The following is a 15855-nucleotide window of genomic DNA, read 5'->3' as shown; positions in this document are numbered from 1 at the left end:
CCGGACGGCGCCCCCGGCCCTATCATGGATCCGGAGTGCTGGAGCCGACTCGATACTTAGCGGGATCAGTCGGCTCCGGCGCCCCGGCTCTCAGGCAGACCCTGACGTCGGGTCAGCAGCCCTTCTTCCAGGTCAGCAGACCCGTGGCGACCGACAGCGCGACGGTGGCCGGCGCCTCGTCGACCTCCGGCGCCGCCGCCAGCTCCTCGGCGTCGGTGTACACGGTGTAACCCTCGATGAGCTTCTCGGCGTCCATAGGGATTCCCCTCATATAGTCGATACACGCTCCAGGAATTGCCCGAAGCGCCCTTGCGTTCTCATTTCTAGCACCCTTTCGACATTCCAGGAAAGGGTTTTCCGGCAGAATTTCGAGATCTCCCCGCCGAAGAAAAAGGGCACGGGAAGGAGCCCGATCGACTCGTCGATCAGGCTCCATTCACCGCACCCGTTCGATGGAACTACCCGCGCCTATCCGCCACCGGCTTCTCCCCAGGCAAGCGTCCCCGACCCGCCCCGGTCGCATTCATCGGCGACAAAGTTCAGCACCGTCGGCACCCACCACTCGCTCCACTCCACATGGGCGCAGTAGTCCCTGACGTGGTTGAGCACGCACAACGTGGCGACCCGGCCCGTCTCAGCGGTCGGAGCTCGCCCGTAACCGCCGGCGAAGGCGCTGCCCAGCGTGGACCACTCCGCGGCGGCGGCGTCACCGGCCTGGTCACGGATGACTCCACGCAGCTCCGCGAGCTCGCCCAGCACCCATCCGACGTCGAGCGACGGTCGGCCGACCGCCATGTCCTCGCCGGTGAGCAGCGCGGCCCGGCTGCCGTTCAATCCGGGTACGACGAGCCCGGTACCGGGTTTGCCGTGCAGCAGAACGTCGTCGGGTGACGGCTCCGCGCATGCGTCGCACCAGTCGCGGAGCAGATCCCACCGCGCGCTCCCCAGCCGCTTCCTCGCAGCCGTGAAGAGCCGTCCGGATTCCCCCGCTCCGCTCCCGTCGCCCAGCCATCCGGAGAGTCTGGAAATCCCCAAATGCCCTTTCCCCTGCATGTCACGGCCAGAAATGGAATGCAGCTCTCCCAGATTCTTCCCGAGCCTCCCGAGCAGATCACAAGCTCTCGGATAGGAATATTCCCGGCTCTGTGTCATCAAAATATTCGCGAGCGATTCCGGACCGTTGGCCGCGTGAACGAGCCGATGTCCCCGGGCTTCCGGAAGCGCGAAATCCATCCCTTCGGCCGGCAGGGCGCGTATGCGGCCGAGTACGACTGCGGGCGGCGGGCGCACCGGCTCGGACCGCTGCGGACCGGCGGAGCGCACCCACCGGAACCCGCCCCCCGCCGGCAGGCGGTAGACAGCCGTACTGGTGAACCCCGTTCCGTAGGAGTCGACCGGACTCGCACCCGGAAAGAGGCGGTCATCGTTCGGCACGGACCCCAGCCCGTTCCATCAGCGCCAGAAGATTCGGCAACGCGGGCGGCACATAGGCGTCCTGGCGGCCGGTCGTGCTGCTCTCCCCCGGTTCAGGCGTCGCCACACAGATATTGGGCCGCTCCCGGAGCTTCTTCAGGTGCTGCGCCAGGAGGGGGTTGCGCACGGCTCCCGGGGGGAGTGACGGAGCGATCCCCACGGGCACCTCCGTGCACTGGAGCGCCAGCATCGCAGGGCTGTCACCCCGGCCCGCGGCCATTCTGCTGATGAAGTCCACGGTCGCCGGATAGACGGCGACCGCCTCGGCCCACTCGGTCCACTCGACGTGCAGCGCCCCCGTACGGGGCTCATCCGGCCAGACGTCCAGGAGAGCCGGAGTCGAGTTGACCGCCGACAGTGCGGCACGGGTGACGAAACGCTCCGCGCTCCGGGTCACCACGACCCTGCACTCCACCTCGGGCAGCGCCATCGCCAGCCAGTTCATCCAGTACGGCAGGAACGCCGCCCCGATCGACCCGGTGCCCACCAGCAGGAGCCGGCGCGGCGTGAACACCACGCCCCCCGAGGCGCCGGGTATGTCGCCGTCAGCCACCGAGACGCTCCAGCTCCGCCACCACGTCGCGGAGGTCGGCCAACGCCGCCTCCACCCCGCGGGTCAGCAGAACACCGCCCGGAGACAGCACGACCTCGTCCACGCCTCCCCGAAGGTGCTCGGCCACCCTCTTGGCGATCTCCTCGGCCGATCCGGTCAGGAAGACCCCGGAGTCCACCAGCCCCTTCGCTCCGGCCTCGGGGTCCGAGGGATCCGCCGCCAGACCCGCGCTGCGCAGCATCGCCGTGTAGTGCTCGGTGCCGAGGTGATCCCGGTTGGCGGCCAGCACCATGGCCAGCGGGTCGACACCCGGGCGGTCCACGGCGAAGTGCACCATCGAGACGACGGCCGGTGTCGGACGGCCCCGGCTCTGTGCCCCCTCCCGCAACGCGGGAGCCAGCACCTCCTGGATGTAGGGCAGCGGCGTGAGCCAGGTGATGGCCGCGTCGGCGACCTCGCCGGCCACCCGTGCCATGCCGGACCGCAGCACCCCGGCACCCACGCGGATCTCCGGCTCACCGGCGGGCATCGCGGGCAGAGCGCCTTCCAGGAAGTGGTATTCCCCGGAGCGCCTGACCGGTTCACCGTTCACCAGGGAACGCACCATGGACAGGTACTCGCGGCTCGCGGTGAGCGGGCTGGCGAAGCGCCTGCCTCGCAACGAGGCGACCATTTCGGGGCTGCCCGGACCGAACCCGACGGTCATCGGCCGCCCCGTGAACAACGCGACCGAACGGGCCTGCACCGCCGCCTCGTACGGGTGTCGCAAGCCCATCACCGTGACGGCGGTGCCCGTGGGGATGCGTAGCCCCCGACCGGCCAGATAGGCGAAGAGATGGTAGGCGTCGTACGTGAGGCTCTGCCCCATCCACAGCCTGGCCAGCCCCGCGTCACGTACGAGTTCGGCGAATCCCACGATGGTCTCGGGCTTCACCGGCATGATCGGGAAGAAGACCGAGACCCGCCCGGCACCACTGGACTCCGCGTTCACGCGCCCGCCTCCTGCCCGAGGAAGTGGACCTGGTCGATGCGGCCTTCCCGGACCCGGTAGAGCGCCAGAACGGTGAGGGCGGCCGCGCCCTCGGCCTCGACCAGTTCGTGGTCGGCGACCCACTGGGCCTGCTCAATCCTGGCCAGGGAGGTTGCGCGCACCCGGGCCGACGCGAACTGCGGACCGTAGACCTCGCGGAGCGCCGCCCTGCCCGACGCGAAGGCCGCACCGTCCGCGAAGAGTTCCACCGCATCGTCGTAGCAGTCCAGGAACTCGTCCAGGGCCTGCCGGTTGTACGCATCCATCTGACGGTCCACGACCATCGCTTCCGCGGAACGGGACTCGCGGGTCACAGAGGGCTCCTTCTTGAGGATCAGCATGCTCTGGAGTTGCTCAGGGCCCGGGGGAACGCCTCCGGGGTGTCCGCCGACACATAGACCGCGGTGGCCTCGACCGCTCCGCCCTTGCCGAGGTCGACATGTACGGGCGGGTCGAGCCGGACGCAGATGCTCACCGAACCGCCGAGTGAGCACGCCAGGGCACCGGGTTCGCCCGGAATCGCGCGCAGCCCGCGGCCCGGGAGGGTCTTCATCGACCGGGATGCCGACTGCACCCGGTCGCGCGGGAGTGAGATCTCCCCGAGAAACCCGGTGCTCAGCACCACCCGAGACGACGAAACGGTGTGCGGATGCCTCGCCATCGCCGCGAGCACGCTGAAGCCCAGGAGGATCAGTGCCGCCTCCAGCAACGCGTGCGGCACCCGGGCGGGCACCGGCAGAATCGACGAGACCAGAAAGGCGACGGGGATCTCGCACAGAGTCAGAGCCCACACCGCCTGGCGCACTTCCGCCGAGTGGCGGATCACCGCCACGCCGGGTCCGGCGCAGTCCGGCGGCTGTCGCCGAAGCTGCCCCGCGAGCGCCCGCGTCAGCACGCGCAGGCGCCGGCCGACTGCCGGCTTCACCGCCACGTGCACCTCTGTCGGATCGGTCACGTAGCGACTCCCGTTTCCTTGCGCCAGACACCATGAGCCGGGGGATCTTCCACTCATGCAAGCAGCCCTCGGGGTCACTTCTTCACATCAGTGGAGACTCGGCGATGAGAACACTAGGTCACCGCTCGATCGCCATGCAACTGATATCGAATCCTGACCGGGTGAACCCTTCACCTCCGTACAATGCACGCAGGCACACCCGGAAGATCACGGACAAGTTCGGACGCTGACCCGGCAGCGGGCCGAAGCGGATGTACCGGGTGCGAGCGCAGAGAAGGTGGCAGAGCCATGTCCGATGAGAACAGCACGACCCTGGCGGATCGGCTCAATCATCTGTTCGCCACAGTGGGCCCGGACAGCGGCCAGGAGTACAGCAACGAGCAGGTGGCCGCCGCGATCAGGAAGACCGGCGTCCCCATCTCGCAGAGCTACATCTGGCAGCTCCGCAAGCGGCGCAAGGAGAACCCGACCCTCCGCCATCTTCAGGCGCTGGCCGACTTCTTCGGTGTCCCGGCCGCCTACTTCTTCGACAACGGTGTCGCCCGCCGCGTGGAGGGCCAGCTCACGTCGCTGCGGGCCGAACAGGACCGGCTCGCGCAGAACGGGGGGCGGGATGTGCGGCTGATGGCCATGCGCGCCGGCGAACTGTCGCCGGCGCGTCGCAAGCAGGTGATGGAACTAATCGATGTCGTCTACAAGTTGGAACAGGCAGAACGTCGGTCCGCCTCGAGTGACTGACTCGTGCGCCGGGGGGCGCGACAGGGGGTTGCTGGAGTGGGTCTGTCGAACTGGTCCGTCCATGACCGGCTTACGGAATGGCGGCTGCGACGCCACTGCAAGCGGGTACTCCGGGAGCTGGGCATCCAACCCCCCTTGCAAGTGGCGGAAGTGTGCCAGTTGCTCGGCGAGCGCAGGGGGCGCCCGCTCCACCTCGTCCCTTACCCGATGCCGGTGCCGGGGCCTTACGGCGCCTGGATCGCCACCGGAACGGCCGACTACGTGCTGTACCAGCAGAACACGACGAAGCCGCACCAGGACCACATCATCCTGCACGAAGTGGGCCATATTCTCGCCGGGCACCGGAACGACGAGGACTACCCCGACGAGGCACTCTGGCAGCAGGAGATGCCCGACATCTCACCCAGGACCATCAGACGAGCCCTGCGCCGCACTTCGTACGAGGCCGTGGAGGAACGCGAGGCGGAGCTGATCGCCACCATCGTTCTGGGCTGGGCCTCGGTCCTCGACCATGTCGCACCGCATGCGGCGAGCGAGCCCTCACTGCGACGCATCCAGGCCGCGCTGGGCGACCGGCGGGGATGGCTGTGATCGTGGGTGAGGTCCCGGTCACCGTGCTGCTCGGACTCGCCGTGGTCTGGAAGCTCTACCAGCTGTCCAGGGCGCCGGGCGACCGTGCCCTGCGCGCGGTCTCGCTGTGCCTGGCCTGCCGGGCCGCCGAACTGTGCCTCCTCCTGCCATCCGTGTCGGCCGCGCTCAGCTCCGTACTGGGCCCCGGCACGGGCCGGCTGCTGGCGGAGATCTTCGCCATGGACACGGCCTACTGGCTGGTGCGCTTCTACCTCCACTTACTGCCGGTCTCCCGGCGGTCCGCCCTTCGAGTCCGCCGCGAGACGCTTCTGCTCTCCCTCGCGGTCGCCTGCGTCACCACGGCCTTCCTGGCGACGCCACCGGCGGCCCGGAGCAGCCTCTTCGGCTACGGGGACATGAGCGCGCCCGCGGTCGTCGCGCTCCACGCCGTCCCGCCCCTGTATCTGATGTACACGCTCGCCATGGCGCTGTGGTGGACCTGGGGCTACGTGAGGATCTCGGACGGCGCCGTGGCCACCGGGCTGCGCCTGACCGCGGCGTCGCTGGCGTGCATGCTGGCGGCCAACGTGGTCTTCGAGCTCAGCACACTGGCCCGCTGGTGCGAGTGGCTCTTCCCGGGCCGGCTGGACCACGTCTGCCGGCAACTCCTCACACCGGCGATCCTGCTGTTCGCCACGGGTCTGAGCTACGCGAGCATCATGGCCCGGCTCGCCTCCGTACAGATCTGGATCCGGCACCGGCGGAACTACCGGCAGCTCGCGCCGCTGTGGCTCGGCCTCCACGAGGTGTTCCCCGAGAACACCCTGCGCGGCTCCCCGGCCGCACCATGGCGCGAGACGCTGCACGCCTGGGGCATCCACCGGCGGTACTACCGGCGAGTGATCGAGTGCCGGGACGGGCTGGTCCGTCTCAGCCCGCACCTGGCCGCCTGCGGAGTGGGGACCGGCGCATCGCCCGAGACCGTCGCGAAACACCTGCCCAGGGCACTGCGTGCGCAGGCGTCCGGAGATGCCGCCACGGACCGGGCGGTCGACATCATGCAGTCGGTCGGGGACAGTCTCGACGCCGATACCCGACAGCTGATCGCGGTGTCCCTCGCTCTCAGAGGCCCGCGCCGCTTCCCCGCGGCGACGGAACGCTCCGCTCGCACCGAGCCCGGTCCGCCGTAGCCGGCCGGGCTCGCGCACGAGCCGAGGTCAGCCCGCCGCGGCGCGCTCCCGGCGTGCCGTCGTCGCGATCGTCGCGGAGCCGACCACGCGGGTGCCGTCGTACAGCACGACCGCCTGGCCGGGGGCGACGCCCCGGACCGGTTCGGTGAACGTGACGTGCAGGGTGGTGCCGGTCAGCTCGGCGGTCACCTCGGTCTCGCCGCCGTGGGCGCGGAGCTGCGCGGTGTACGCCCCCGGGCCGGACGGGGGGGTTCCGCACCAGCGGGGCTTGATCGCGGTGAGCGCGGTGACGTCCAGGGCCTCGGCGGGGCCGACGGTCACCGTGTTGTTCACCGGGGAGATGTCCAGGACGTAGCGCGGCTTGCCGTCGGGGGCGGGGTGGCCGATGCGCAGGCCCTTGCGCTGGCCGATGGTGAAGCCGAAGGCGCCCTCGTGGGTGCCGAGCTTCGTACCGGACTCGTCCAGGATGTCGCCCTCCGCCTTGCCGCCGAGGCGGTTCGCCAGGAAGCCCTGGGTGTCGCCGTCGGCGATGAAGCAGATGTCGTGGCTGTCGGGCTTCTTGGCGACCGCGAGGCCCCGGCGCTCGGCCTCGGCGCGGATCTCGTCCTTGGTGGTGAGGGTGTCGCCGAGCGGGAACATCGCGTGGGCGAGCTGGCGCTCGTCCAGCACGCCGAGCACATAGCTCTGGTCCTTGGCCATGTCCGAGGCGCGGTGCAGCTCGCGGTGGCCGTCGGCGCCGGTGACCACGGTGGCGTAGTGGCCGGTGCACACCGCGTCGAAGCCGAGCGCGAGGGCCTTGTCGAGGAGCGCGGCGAACTTGATCTTCTCGTTGCAGCGCAGGCACGGGTTGGGGGTGCGCCCCGCCTCGTACTCGGCGACGAAGTCCTCCACGACGTCCTCGCGGAAGCGTTCCGCCAGGTCCCAGACGTAGAAGGGGATGCCGATGACGTCCGCGGCGCGGCGGGCGTCCCGGGAGTCCTCGATGGTGCAACAGCCCCGGGCGCCGGTCCGGAAGGACTGCGGGTTCGCGGAGAGGGCGAGGTGCACACCGGTCACATCGTGGCCCGCCTCGGCGGCGCGGGCCGCGGCGACGGCGGAGTCGACACCGCCCGACATGGCGGCGAGCACGCGGAGGGGGCGCTGGGGAGTCTCAGTCATAGCCCCACCAGGGTACGTGGGAGCGGGAACCGAAAGCTCGCGGATAAGCGTTGTCCGTCACATGGGGACCAAGGGGACGGCCGGCGGCGGCACCGGGACCGGGATCAGCCGGCGGTCGGTGGTGATCGGTGGCGCCGTCACGGCCGTGGCCACGGCGGCGCTGGCACGGGACCGGCTGAAGCGCGCCTGGTGGCGGCTGCCCGGCGTGGAGAAGCCGCGCACTCCGGGGGCGGTGGACTACGCGGCGGCGAAGTGGGTCGCCGCTTCGGACGCGAACTGGCGGCGGGCCGACCGCCCCGACGACTACGGGATCGACCGGGTGGTCATCCATGTCACGCAGGGCGGCTTCGACAGCGCGGTCCGTGCCTTCCAGGACCCGGGCCACCGGGCCGCGGCGCATTACGTGGTGCGCAAGGACGGGCATGTGACGCAGATGATCCGCGAGCTGGACGTGGCGTTCCACGCGGGCAACCGCTCGTACAACGAGCGCAGTGTGGGCATCGAGCACGAGGGCTTCGTGGAGCGCCCGCAGGACTTCACCGCCGCGATGTACGGGGCTTCGGCGAAGCTCACCGCGGCGATATGCGGGCGGTACGGCATCCCGGTGGACCGGGAGCACATCATCGGACATGTGGAGGTCCCGGGCGCCGACCACACGGACCCGGGGCGCGGCTGGGACTGGGACCGCTATATGGAGCTGGTCCGGCGCGCGAAGACGTCCGGGAAGACATCGGGGGAAGGCGTCCGGGAAGGCCGGCAGGGCTAGCTGAGCCCCGCCGAGCGTGCCCGTTCCACCGCCGGGCCGATCGCCCGGGCCACGTCCTGGACGTCCTGCCCGGTCGAGGTGTGGCCGAGCGAGAAGCGCAGGGTGCCCCGGGCCAGGTCCGGATCGGTGCCGGTGGCGAGCAGCACATGGCTGGGCTGGGCGATTCCGGCGGTGCAGGCGGAGCCGGTGGAGCATTCGATGCCCTGGGCGTCCAGCAGCAGCAGGAGCGAGTCGCCCTCGCAGCCGGGGAAGGTGAAGTGCGCGTTGGCCGGCAGCCGGCCACCCGGTGCCGGGTCGCCGCCCAGGAGGGCGTCCGGGACCTCCGCCAGGACGGCGGCGGCAAGCTCGTCGCGGAGCGCGCCGGTCTCCCGGGCGAAGTCCGCGCGCCGGTCGGCGGCGATCGTTCCGGCGACGGCGAAGGAGGCGATGCCCGCCACGTCCAGGGTGCCGGAGCGGACATGGCGCTCCTGCCCGCCGCCGTGCAGCACGGGCACCGGGGTGTACTCGCGGCCGAGCAGCAGCGCGCCGACACCGGTGGGCCCGCCGATCTTGTGCGCGCTGACGGTCATCGCGGCGAGCCCGGACGCGCCGAAGTCCACATCGAGCTGCCCGAACGCCTGGACCGCGTCGGCGTGCATCGGGATGTCGAACTCGCGGGCCACCTCGGCCAGTTCGCGTACCGGCAGGATCGTGCCGATCTCGTTGTTGGCCCACATCACGGTGATCAGCGCGAGGTCGTCGGGGTCGCGCAGGACCGCCTCGCGCAGCGCCTCGGGGTGGACCCGCCCGTACCGGTCGACGGGCAGGTATTCGACGGTCGCGCCCTCGTGGGCGGCCAGCCAGTCGACCGCGTCCAGGACGGCGTGGTGCTCGACGGGGCTGGCGAGGACCCGGGTGCGGCGGGGGTCGGCGTCGCGGCGGGCCCAGTACAGGCCCTTCACCGCGAGGTTGTCCGCCTCGGTGCCGCCCGAGGTGAAGACCACCTCGCTGGGGCGGGCGCCGAGGGCGTCGGCGAGGGATTCCCGGGACTCCTCGACGGTACGGCGGGCCCGGCGCCCGGCGGCGTGGAGTGAGGACGCGTTGCCCGTGACGGCGAGCTGCGCGGTCATCGCCGCGATCGCCTCGGGAAGCATCGGCGTGGTCGCGGCGTGGTCGAGGTAAGCCATGGTGGGCTCGATTCTACGAGCCCCCGATGGGGCGTACGGCGGGCGCATCGGGTCCCGGGCCCGCGCGCCGCGCGACGGCCGTGCGGGTCAGGCGCCGAAGCCCCAGGAGACGACGCCGTTTCCGGTGACCAGGAAGGCCAGGACCACCAGGTCGGCGACGCCGAGCGCGAGGCCGAGGAAGGCGCGGGTGCGCCGGGTGGTGGAGCGGGCCAGGGCCACCAGGGCCATCACGATGGCTGCGGGGCCCAGCAGGAGGTTCATCACCAGGAGCCCGACGAGGCCCAGCACGAACGAGGCGACGGCGAGTCCGTCGGCGTCCCGGCGGGTGCGCGGGGCGGCTTGCGCCGGGGCGCTCACCGGGTGCTCCGCGCCCGCTCGCGTACCGCGAAGACCAGGAGCCAGCAGGCGATGAGGGCGCCGAGGACGAGCGACAGGGGAAGCGGGATCTGGGCCACCGCTCCCAGCACGATTCCCAGCAGGAGCAGGGCGGCGACGAGGACGATCATGTTCGGCCTTTCCGTGTGCGGACGGACCATTGAGAGTACGACTGTTCACTGACTCCTGAGTCTAAACCCGTACAGCCCTTCCCCGCCCCGGAGAACAGTTGTTTACTGAATGGCATGAGTCACACCGCGGGGGTCCGCCAGAACCAGAAGCTGCGCACGCGCCAGGCGCTGCTGGACGCCGCGCTGGGGCTGCTGGCGGAGCAGAGCCTGAGCAGTCTCGGACTGCGCGAGGTGACCCGGGCGGCCGGCATCACGCCCACGGCCTTCTACCGGCACTTCGAGAGCGTGCCCGCACTCGGGGTCGCCCTGGTCGAACAGACCCTGGGCAGCCTGCACGGCATGATCGGCGCGATCCTCGCCGGGACCGGCGACAGCGAGGCCCGGCTCGACCGCAGCGTGGAGCTGATACGGCGTCACGTACGGGAGCAGCCCGCGCACTTCCGCTTCATCGCGCGGGAGCAGCACGGCGGGGTCGGCCCGGTCCGCGAGGCCATCGCGGCACAGCTGCGGCGGTTCGCCGAGGAGGTGGCGGCGGCCCTCGCGGCCGAGCCGGAGTCCGCGGGCTGGTCCGAGGAGGACCTGTTGATGCTGGGCGGTCTCTATGTGGACCACATGGTGATCACCGCGTCGGCCCTGCTGGACACGGGCCCGGCGGACGACGAGCGGGTAGCCCGCACGGCGGGGCGCCGGCTGCGGCTCATCGCACTCGGCGCCCTGCACTGGCTCGACGAGCCGGCCCAGGGCGCCTGAGAAGAAGAACGGCCGGGAGGGTCAGCCGCGCGGGGCGCGGGCGAGCTGGCGGGACTGGGCGACCAGGCGGTCGGCGCTGTCCCAGACGTCCGCGTCCTCCTCCAGGAAGCCGCCCGCCAGGTTGCGGGTGGTGATGGAGACGCGGAGCGGGCCCGGGGCCGGGCGGCAGCGGATGTGCGTGGTGAGCTCGATGGTGGGCGTCCAGCCCTTGAGCCCCAGCTCGAACGAGGTCGGCGGCAGCGCGTCCACGGTGAGCAGCAGGGAGAGCGCGTCGGCGTCGCGGCCGTCGGCCAGACCGAACCAGCCGCGCATTTCACCCTTGCCGGAGGGCTGCCCGATCGCCCAGCCGAGGGTCGCCGGGTCCAGCTTGATGTCCAGCCGGTCGGTGATCGCGGAGCTGCCCGGGATCGGCGCCGGTCCGTCGCTCGGGCCGAGGCAGTGCTCGCGCGGCGGGATGGCCGGCGGCTTCGCGGCGGTGCGGACGTCGTCGCTGAGCGCGTCCAGGTCGCCGTAGGTGGCGAGGACGCGGATGCGCTCGACCTCGGTGCCGTCCTCGGCGTACTGGAAGAGCGACGCCTGACCGGTGGAGAGCGTGCGGCCGGTGCGGACGGCCTGGGTCCGGATCACCGCCGGGCCGGGCACGGAGGCGGTGAGGTAGTGCGCGGAGACGGAGAACGGGTCCGCGTGCGGCAGGGCCTCGCCGAGCGCGCGGCCCAGCATCGCCAGCAGATAGCCGCCGTTGACGGCGTGGATGATCGTCCAGCCCGCCGAGAGCTCCGCGTCGTAGACGCCCTCTTCGCGCAGGGTGACCGCGGTGTCCCGGTCGAACTCGCTGTCCCCGATGGTTGCCTGTGCCATGGACGCACCGTACACCGATTGTATTACTGAGCGGTAGCTTTTTGACTGCCGGAGTGAGCCACCCCTCGTCACCCCTCGCCCCCTCGTCACCCCTCGTCCGCCCGCGCCGAGCGCCGGTTGTAGGCGCGCGGGGCCCGCCAGTGGAAGCGGAGCGCGAGCAGCCGCAGGACGAACGCGGTGATCACGGCCGCGCCGCTGGTCAGGGCGTTGAGCGTGTCGAAGCGGATGCAGAGCACGATCATGGTGGCGCCCACCATGGCCGGCACCGCGTACAGGTCCCGGTCCCAGCGCAGCAGCGAGGGCACCTCGTTGGCCAGGACGTCCCGCAGCACACCGCCGCCGACCGCCGTGGCGAGCCCGAGCGCCGCCGACGAGGTGAGGCCGAGCCCGTAGTCGTACGCCTTCACCGTGCCGGTCACGCAGAACAGCCCGAGGCCGGCCGCGTCGAAGACGTTCACGCCGACCTGGATGCGCTCCACGTGCGGGTGGAGGAAGAAGACGAGTCCGGCGGCGAGCAGCGGGGTGGTGAAGTACCCGAGATCCGTGAAGGCGGCGGGCGGTACCGCGCCGATGATCAGATCGCGGAAGAGCCCTCCGCCCAGCGCGGTCACCTCGGCGAGCACCGCGATGCCGAAGACATCGAAGTTCTTGCGTACGGCGAGCAGGGCGCCCGAGATCGCGAAGACGAAGATCCCCACGATGTCGAGCGCGTGCTGGACGGAGGGCGTGAACAGTTCGTTGAGCACCGGGCAATTGTGCCCGTACTACTCCTTCGTACCGTCCGGGGCGGGCTCGGAGGACTCGGCGGACTTCGCGGGCTCCTCCGGTGCCTCCTCGGCGGGCACCTCCGTGGGCTCCGCCGGTGCCGACCGGACCGTGATCACATCCGTGACCAGCGGTGCGTCGCCCGGTGCCTGGTCCTCGCCGTTCTCCGGGTGGTGGCAGGCCACCTGGTGCCCGGTCTTCAGTCGGAGCAGCGGCGGCTCGGTCGTGCCGCAGACCTTCGTCGCCTTCCAGCACCGGGTGTGGAACCGGCAGCCGGCGGGCGGCGAGATCGGCGACGGGACATCGCCCTTGAGCAGGATGCGGTCGCTCTTGGCACCGCGCCGGCGCGGGTCCGGCACGGGCACCGCGGACATCAGCGCCTTCGTGTACGGGTGCATGGGCGCCTCGTACAGCGACTTGCGGTCCGCCAGCTCCACGATCTTGCCGAGGTACATGACCGCGATCCGGTCCGAGACATGGCGGATCACCGACAGGTCGTGCGCGATGATCATGTACGTGAGACCCAGCTCGTCCTGGAGGTCGTCCAGCAGGTTCACCACCTGGGCCTGGATCGACACGTCCAGCGCGGAGACCGGCTCGTCCGCGACGACCAGCTTCGGCTTGAGCGCGAGCGCCCGGGCGATGCCGATGCGCTGGCGCTGGCCGCCGGAGAACTCGTGCGGATAGCGGTTGTAGTGCTCGGGATTGAGCCCGACCAGCTCCAGCAGCCGCTGGACCTCCGCCTTCACGCCGCCCTCGGGCTTGACGCCCTGGAGCCGGAAGGGGGTGGAGACGATCCCGCCGACCGTGTGGCGCGGGTTCAGCGAACCGTACGGGTCCTGGAAGATCATCTGGATGTCGCGCCGCATCGGCCGCAGCCGTCCGGCGGACATATGGGTGATGTCGCGGCCCTGGAACTCGACCTTGCCGCCGGTCGGTTCAAGGAGCCGGGTCACCAGCCGGCCCATGGTCGACTTGCCGCAGCCCGACTCGCCGACGACGCCCAGGGTCTCCCCGGGGCGCACGTCGAAGGTGAGCCCGTCCACGGCCTGGACCGCGCCGACCTTGCGCTTCAGCACGCCCTTGGTGATCGGGAAGTGCTTGACCAGGCCGTCCACCTTGAGCAGCGGTTCGGCGCCGGACCCGTCCGACCCGGCCGCGGCGGGCGCGGGAGTCTTCTTGTTCAGCTCAGTCACAGCTTCGGCGCAATCTCTTCGGTCCAGATCCGGTCGCGCTGCTCGGGCGACATGTGGCACGCGGAGAAGTGCCCGTCGCCGGCCTGGCGCAGCTCCGGACGCTCGGTGCGGGTGATGTTGTCGGGCGGGACGTCGGCGTACGGGCAGCGCGGGTGGAAGGCGCAGCCCGGCGGGACGTTGATGAGACTGGGCGGCGAGCCCTTGACGGGGACCAGCCGCTCGGTCTGCTCCCGGTCGATCCGCGGCATCGAGCCGAGCAGGCCCCAGGTGTACGGGTGCTGGGGCTCGTAGAACACCTTCTCGGCCGAGCCGCGCTCGACGCACCGTCCCGCGTACATCACCAGGATCTCGTCCGCGATCTCGGCGACGACGCCGAGGTCGTGGGTGATCATGATGACCGCAGAGCCGAACTCCTTCTGGAGATCGCGGATCAGGTCGAGGATCTGCGCCTGGACGGTGACGTCGAGGGCGGTCGTCGGCTCGTCGGCGATGAGCAGCTGCGGATTGTTGACCAGGGCCATCGCGATCATCGCGCGCTGGCGCATGCCGCCGGAGAACTGGTGCGGATAGTCCTCGAACCTGCGGTGCGGCTCGGGGATGCCGACCCGGTCGAGCATGTCGACGGCGCGCTTCCTGGCGGTCTTCCTGTCGACCTTGTGGTGGACCCGGTGGGCCTCCACGATCTGCGCGCCGATCGTGTAGTACGGGTGCAGGGCGGACAGCGGGTCCTGGAAGATCATGGCCATCTTCTGGCCGCGCAGCTTCCGTACCCGCTCGGCGCCCGAGCCGATCAGCTCCTCGCCCTCCAGCCAGATCTCGCCGCCGATGCGGGCCCGCTCCGAGGTGTGCAGGCCCATGATCCCCAGCGAGGTCACGGACTTGCCGGAGCCGGACTCGCCGACGATGCCGAGGGTCCGGCCGGCCTCCAGGTCGAAGCTGACGCCGTCCACGGACTTGACCAGGCCGTCGTCGGTGTCGAAGTGGACGCTGAGGTCGCGTACGGAGAGGAACGGGCGGCCGTCGCCCGGGCGCGGGGCCGGGACGGCCGCGTCCTTCCCGGCCGCGTCCTTCTTGGTCGAGTCCTTCTTGGTCGCGCCGCTCATGAGAGCCTCACCCGGGGGTCGATCGCGGCGTACACGAGGTCCACCAGCAGGTTGCAGATGACGATGAAGAAGGCCGCGACCAGGGTCACGCCCATCACCTTGGGCAGGTCGGCGGTGGTCACGCCCTGGATGGCGAAGGCGCCGAGCCCCTGGAAGGAGAAGACGCGTTCGGTGATGACCGCGCCGCCGAGGAGCAGCGCGAAGTCCATGCCGAAGATCGTGATCAGCGGGGTGAGCGCGGACCGCAGCCCGTGCTTGACGACCACCTTGCGTTCCTGGAGGCCCTTGGCGCGCGCGGTGCGGATGTAGTCCTCGCTCATGGTCTCCAGCATCCCGGCCCGGGTGAGCCGGGCGTAGAGGGCGGAGTACAGCAGGGCGAGCGTGCACCAGGGCAGCACCAGGCTGCCCGCCCAGGCGACCGGGTCCTCGGTGATGGGCACGTACTCCCCGTTGCCGAAGAGCGCCAGGACGACCAGGCCGGTGAAGAACATCGGCAGCGAGACACCGGCGAGGGCGACGCCCATGGAGAGGCGGTCGAAGAGCGAGCCCCGCTTCAGCGCGGAGACGACGCCGATGGCGACACCCGAGACGACCCAGATGACGGCGGCACCGACGGCCAGCGAGAGGGTGACCGGGACCCGGTCCACGAGCTGCGGCCAGATCTCGGTGTGCGTCTTGAACGAGTAGCCGAAGCACGGGGCGTTGCAGGTGACGGGGTCGGGGCCGAACTGGTACTGGGCGCCGACCACGAGGCCCTTGATGAAGTGCCAGTACTGGAGGTACAGGGGCTGGTCCAGCCCCAGGTTCTTCTTGACCGCGGCGATGACGTCGGGGTCGGGGCTCTTCCCCACGTACTGGGCGGCCATGGAGTCGAGGGTCTGCCCGCCGAGGCGGGGCACCAGGAAGAAGATCGCGAACGTGACTGCGCTGACCACCAGCAGCAGCAACACCGCGGCGAATACGCGTCGGATGATATACGCAGCCACAGCCGTGCGGCGCCGGGCGGGTGGGGCGGGAAACCCCGCCGCCCGGCGCCTTCACCTGCCTTTCAGGGGATGCTTTTGATGAACAGGCGCTA

At 70.7% G+C, this 15855-nt stretch carries 20 protein-coding genes; 5 read left to right on the top strand and 15 right to left on the bottom strand.

All coding sequences use genetic code 11. The features are described 5' to 3' along the window. Positions 1-112 precede the first annotated feature (112 nt). The 6 genes from OG338_RS22050 to OG338_RS22025 all read right to left on the bottom strand — a co-directional run bounded on the left by OG338_RS22050 (position 113) and on the right by OG338_RS22025 (position 4011). Positions 113-256 carry an LxmA leader domain family RiPP gene (locus OG338_RS22050; protein ID WP_405938967.1) on the bottom strand — a complete coding sequence of 48 codons (144 nt, stop codon included), beginning with the start codon at positions 254-256 and terminating at the stop codon, positions 113-115. A gap of 212 nt (positions 257-468) precedes the next feature. Next, entirely contained in the window at positions 469-1434 is a 966-nt protein-coding gene (locus OG338_RS22045; RefSeq protein ID WP_405938966.1) for a hypothetical protein, read from the bottom strand. Continuing rightward, complete coding sequence (locus OG338_RS22040; protein WP_405938965.1) at positions 1421-2026, bottom strand: flavoprotein; 606 nt, start codon at positions 2024-2026, stop codon at positions 1421-1423. The genes OG338_RS22045 and OG338_RS22040 overlap by 14 nt, the downstream gene beginning before the upstream one ends. After that, positions 2019-3017, bottom strand: a complete 999-nt coding sequence (locus OG338_RS22035) for an LLM class flavin-dependent oxidoreductase (RefSeq protein ID WP_405938964.1) — start codon at positions 3015-3017, stop codon at positions 2019-2021. Before OG338_RS22035 ends, OG338_RS22040 begins: the two co-directional genes overlap by 8 nt. Continuing rightward, a complete protein-coding gene (locus OG338_RS22030; RefSeq protein WP_405938963.1) occupies positions 3014-3370 on the bottom strand; it encodes a nuclear transport factor 2 family protein in 357 nt (118 codons plus the stop codon). The genes OG338_RS22035 and OG338_RS22030 overlap by 4 nt, the downstream gene beginning before the upstream one ends. Before the next feature lie 20 nt (positions 3371-3390). Further along, positions 3391-4011, bottom strand: a complete 621-nt coding sequence (locus OG338_RS22025; RefSeq protein ID WP_405938962.1) for a hypothetical protein — start codon at positions 4009-4011, stop codon at positions 3391-3393. 288 nt (positions 4012-4299) lie between these two features. On the opposite strand from OG338_RS22025, the gene OG338_RS22020 reads away from it, so the two are divergent. The 3 genes from OG338_RS22020 to OG338_RS22010 all read left to right on the top strand — a co-directional run bounded on the left by OG338_RS22020 (position 4300) and on the right by OG338_RS22010 (position 6509). After that, the gene (locus tag OG338_RS22020; RefSeq protein ID WP_405938961.1) at positions 4300-4749 is read left to right on the top strand and encodes an XRE family transcriptional regulator; all 450 of its coding nucleotides are present in this window, start codon (positions 4300-4302) and stop codon (positions 4747-4749) included. Positions 4750-4956: 207 nt separating this feature from the next. Next, the gene (locus tag OG338_RS22015) at positions 4957-5340 is read left to right on the top strand and encodes a hypothetical protein (RefSeq protein ID WP_405938960.1); all 384 of its coding nucleotides are present in this window, start codon (positions 4957-4959) and stop codon (positions 5338-5340) included. Continuing rightward, complete coding sequence (locus tag OG338_RS22010) at positions 5331-6509, top strand: MAB_1171c family putative transporter (protein ID WP_405938959.1); 1179 nt, start codon at positions 5331-5333, stop codon at positions 6507-6509. The genes OG338_RS22015 and OG338_RS22010 overlap by 10 nt, the downstream gene beginning before the upstream one ends. Before the next feature lie 27 nt (positions 6510-6536). On the opposite strand, the gene mnmA is transcribed toward OG338_RS22010, so the two are convergent. Next, the gene (gene mnmA, locus OG338_RS22005; protein ID WP_405938958.1) at positions 6537-7667 is read right to left on the bottom strand and encodes a tRNA 2-thiouridine(34) synthase MnmA; all 1131 of its coding nucleotides are present in this window, start codon (positions 7665-7667) and stop codon (positions 6537-6539) included. A gap of 61 nt (positions 7668-7728) precedes the next feature. On the opposite strand from mnmA, the gene OG338_RS22000 reads away from it, so the two are divergent. After that, positions 7729-8433, top strand: a complete 705-nt coding sequence (locus tag OG338_RS22000; protein WP_405938957.1) for an N-acetylmuramoyl-L-alanine amidase — start codon at positions 7729-7731, stop codon at positions 8431-8433. Here OG338_RS22000 and OG338_RS21995 read toward each other — a convergent pair. From OG338_RS21995 to OG338_RS21985, 3 genes are all read right to left on the bottom strand, one after another. Beyond that, positions 8430-9599, bottom strand: a complete 1170-nt coding sequence (locus OG338_RS21995; RefSeq protein WP_405938956.1) for a cysteine desulfurase family protein — start codon at positions 9597-9599, stop codon at positions 8430-8432. The two genes, OG338_RS22000 and OG338_RS21995, sit on opposite strands and share 4 nt — an antisense overlap. Before the next feature lie 87 nt (positions 9600-9686). Continuing rightward, entirely contained in the window at positions 9687-9956 is a 270-nt protein-coding gene (locus tag OG338_RS21990; RefSeq protein ID WP_405938955.1) for a DUF4190 domain-containing protein, read from the bottom strand. Then, complete coding sequence (locus tag OG338_RS21985) at positions 9953-10105, bottom strand: hypothetical protein (protein WP_405938954.1); 153 nt, start codon at positions 10103-10105, stop codon at positions 9953-9955. The genes OG338_RS21990 and OG338_RS21985 overlap by 4 nt, the downstream gene beginning before the upstream one ends. Positions 10106-10219: 114 nt before the next feature. On the opposite strand from OG338_RS21985, the gene OG338_RS21980 reads away from it, so the two are divergent. Continuing rightward, positions 10220-10855, top strand: coding sequence for a TetR family transcriptional regulator (locus OG338_RS21980; RefSeq protein ID WP_405938953.1), 636 nt, complete (start codon positions 10220-10222; stop codon positions 10853-10855). A gap of 21 nt (positions 10856-10876) precedes the next feature. Here the strand turns inward: OG338_RS21980 and OG338_RS21975 are convergent, their stop codons facing one another. The 5 genes from OG338_RS21975 to OG338_RS21955 form a co-directional block, all read right to left on the bottom strand. Continuing rightward, a complete protein-coding gene (locus OG338_RS21975) occupies positions 10877-11713 on the bottom strand; it encodes a thioesterase family protein (RefSeq protein ID WP_405938952.1) in 837 nt (278 codons plus the stop codon). 86 nt (positions 11714-11799) lie between these two features. Further along, a complete protein-coding gene (locus OG338_RS21970) occupies positions 11800-12459 on the bottom strand; it encodes a trimeric intracellular cation channel family protein (protein ID WP_405938951.1) in 660 nt (219 codons plus the stop codon). An 18-nt stretch (positions 12460-12477) separates the two neighbouring features. Then, positions 12478-13674 carry an ABC transporter ATP-binding protein gene (locus OG338_RS21965; protein WP_405938950.1) on the bottom strand — a complete coding sequence of 399 codons (1197 nt, stop codon included), beginning with the start codon at positions 13672-13674 and terminating at the stop codon, positions 12478-12480. Further along, positions 13671-14777, bottom strand: a complete 1107-nt coding sequence (locus OG338_RS21960) for an ABC transporter ATP-binding protein (RefSeq protein WP_405938949.1) — start codon at positions 14775-14777, stop codon at positions 13671-13673. The genes OG338_RS21965 and OG338_RS21960 overlap by 4 nt, the downstream gene beginning before the upstream one ends. Then, entirely contained in the window at positions 14774-15763 is a 990-nt protein-coding gene (locus OG338_RS21955) for an ABC transporter permease (protein WP_405938948.1), read from the bottom strand. The genes OG338_RS21960 and OG338_RS21955 overlap by 4 nt, the downstream gene beginning before the upstream one ends. Positions 15764-15855: the final 92 nt, after the last annotated feature.

Origin of the sequence: Streptomyces sp. NBC_00726 (genome assembly GCF_045161735.1) — a bacterium.
Classification (GTDB): domain Bacteria; phylum Actinomycetota; class Actinomycetes; order Streptomycetales; family Streptomycetaceae; genus Streptomyces.
This window is presented reverse-complemented; position numbering and strand designations above follow the sequence as displayed.

Coding starts and splice junctions, on each gene's coding strand:
- OG338_RS22050 (WP_405938967.1), bottom strand. CDS start 256: ATGGACGCCGAGAAGCTCATCGAGGGTTACACCGTGTACACCGACGCC.
- OG338_RS22020 (WP_405938961.1), top strand. CDS start 4,300: ATGTCCGATGAGAACAGCACGACCCTGGCGGATCGGCTCAATCATCTG.
- OG338_RS22015 (WP_405938960.1), top strand. CDS start 4,957: ATGCCGGTGCCGGGGCCTTACGGCGCCTGGATCGCCACCGGAACGGCC.
- OG338_RS22010 (WP_405938959.1), top strand. CDS start 5,331: ATGGCTGTGATCGTGGGTGAGGTCCCGGTCACCGTGCTGCTCGGACTC.
- mnmA (WP_405938958.1), bottom strand. CDS start 7,667: ATGACTGAGACTCCCCAGCGCCCCCTCCGCGTGCTCGCCGCCATGTCG.
- OG338_RS22000 (WP_405938957.1), top strand. CDS start 7,729: ATGGGGACCAAGGGGACGGCCGGCGGCGGCACCGGGACCGGGATCAGC.
- OG338_RS21995 (WP_405938956.1), bottom strand. CDS start 9,599: ATGGCTTACCTCGACCACGCCGCGACCACGCCGATGCTTCCCGAGGCG.
- OG338_RS21985 (WP_405938954.1), bottom strand. CDS start 10,105: ATGATCGTCCTCGTCGCCGCCCTGCTCCTGCTGGGAATCGTGCTGGGA.
- OG338_RS21980 (WP_405938953.1), top strand. CDS start 10,220: ATGAGTCACACCGCGGGGGTCCGCCAGAACCAGAAGCTGCGCACGCGC.
- OG338_RS21975 (WP_405938952.1), bottom strand. CDS start 11,713: ATGGCACAGGCAACCATCGGGGACAGCGAGTTCGACCGGGACACCGCG.
- OG338_RS21960 (WP_405938949.1), bottom strand. CDS start 14,777: ATGAGCGGCGCGACCAAGAAGGACTCGACCAAGAAGGACGCGGCCGGG.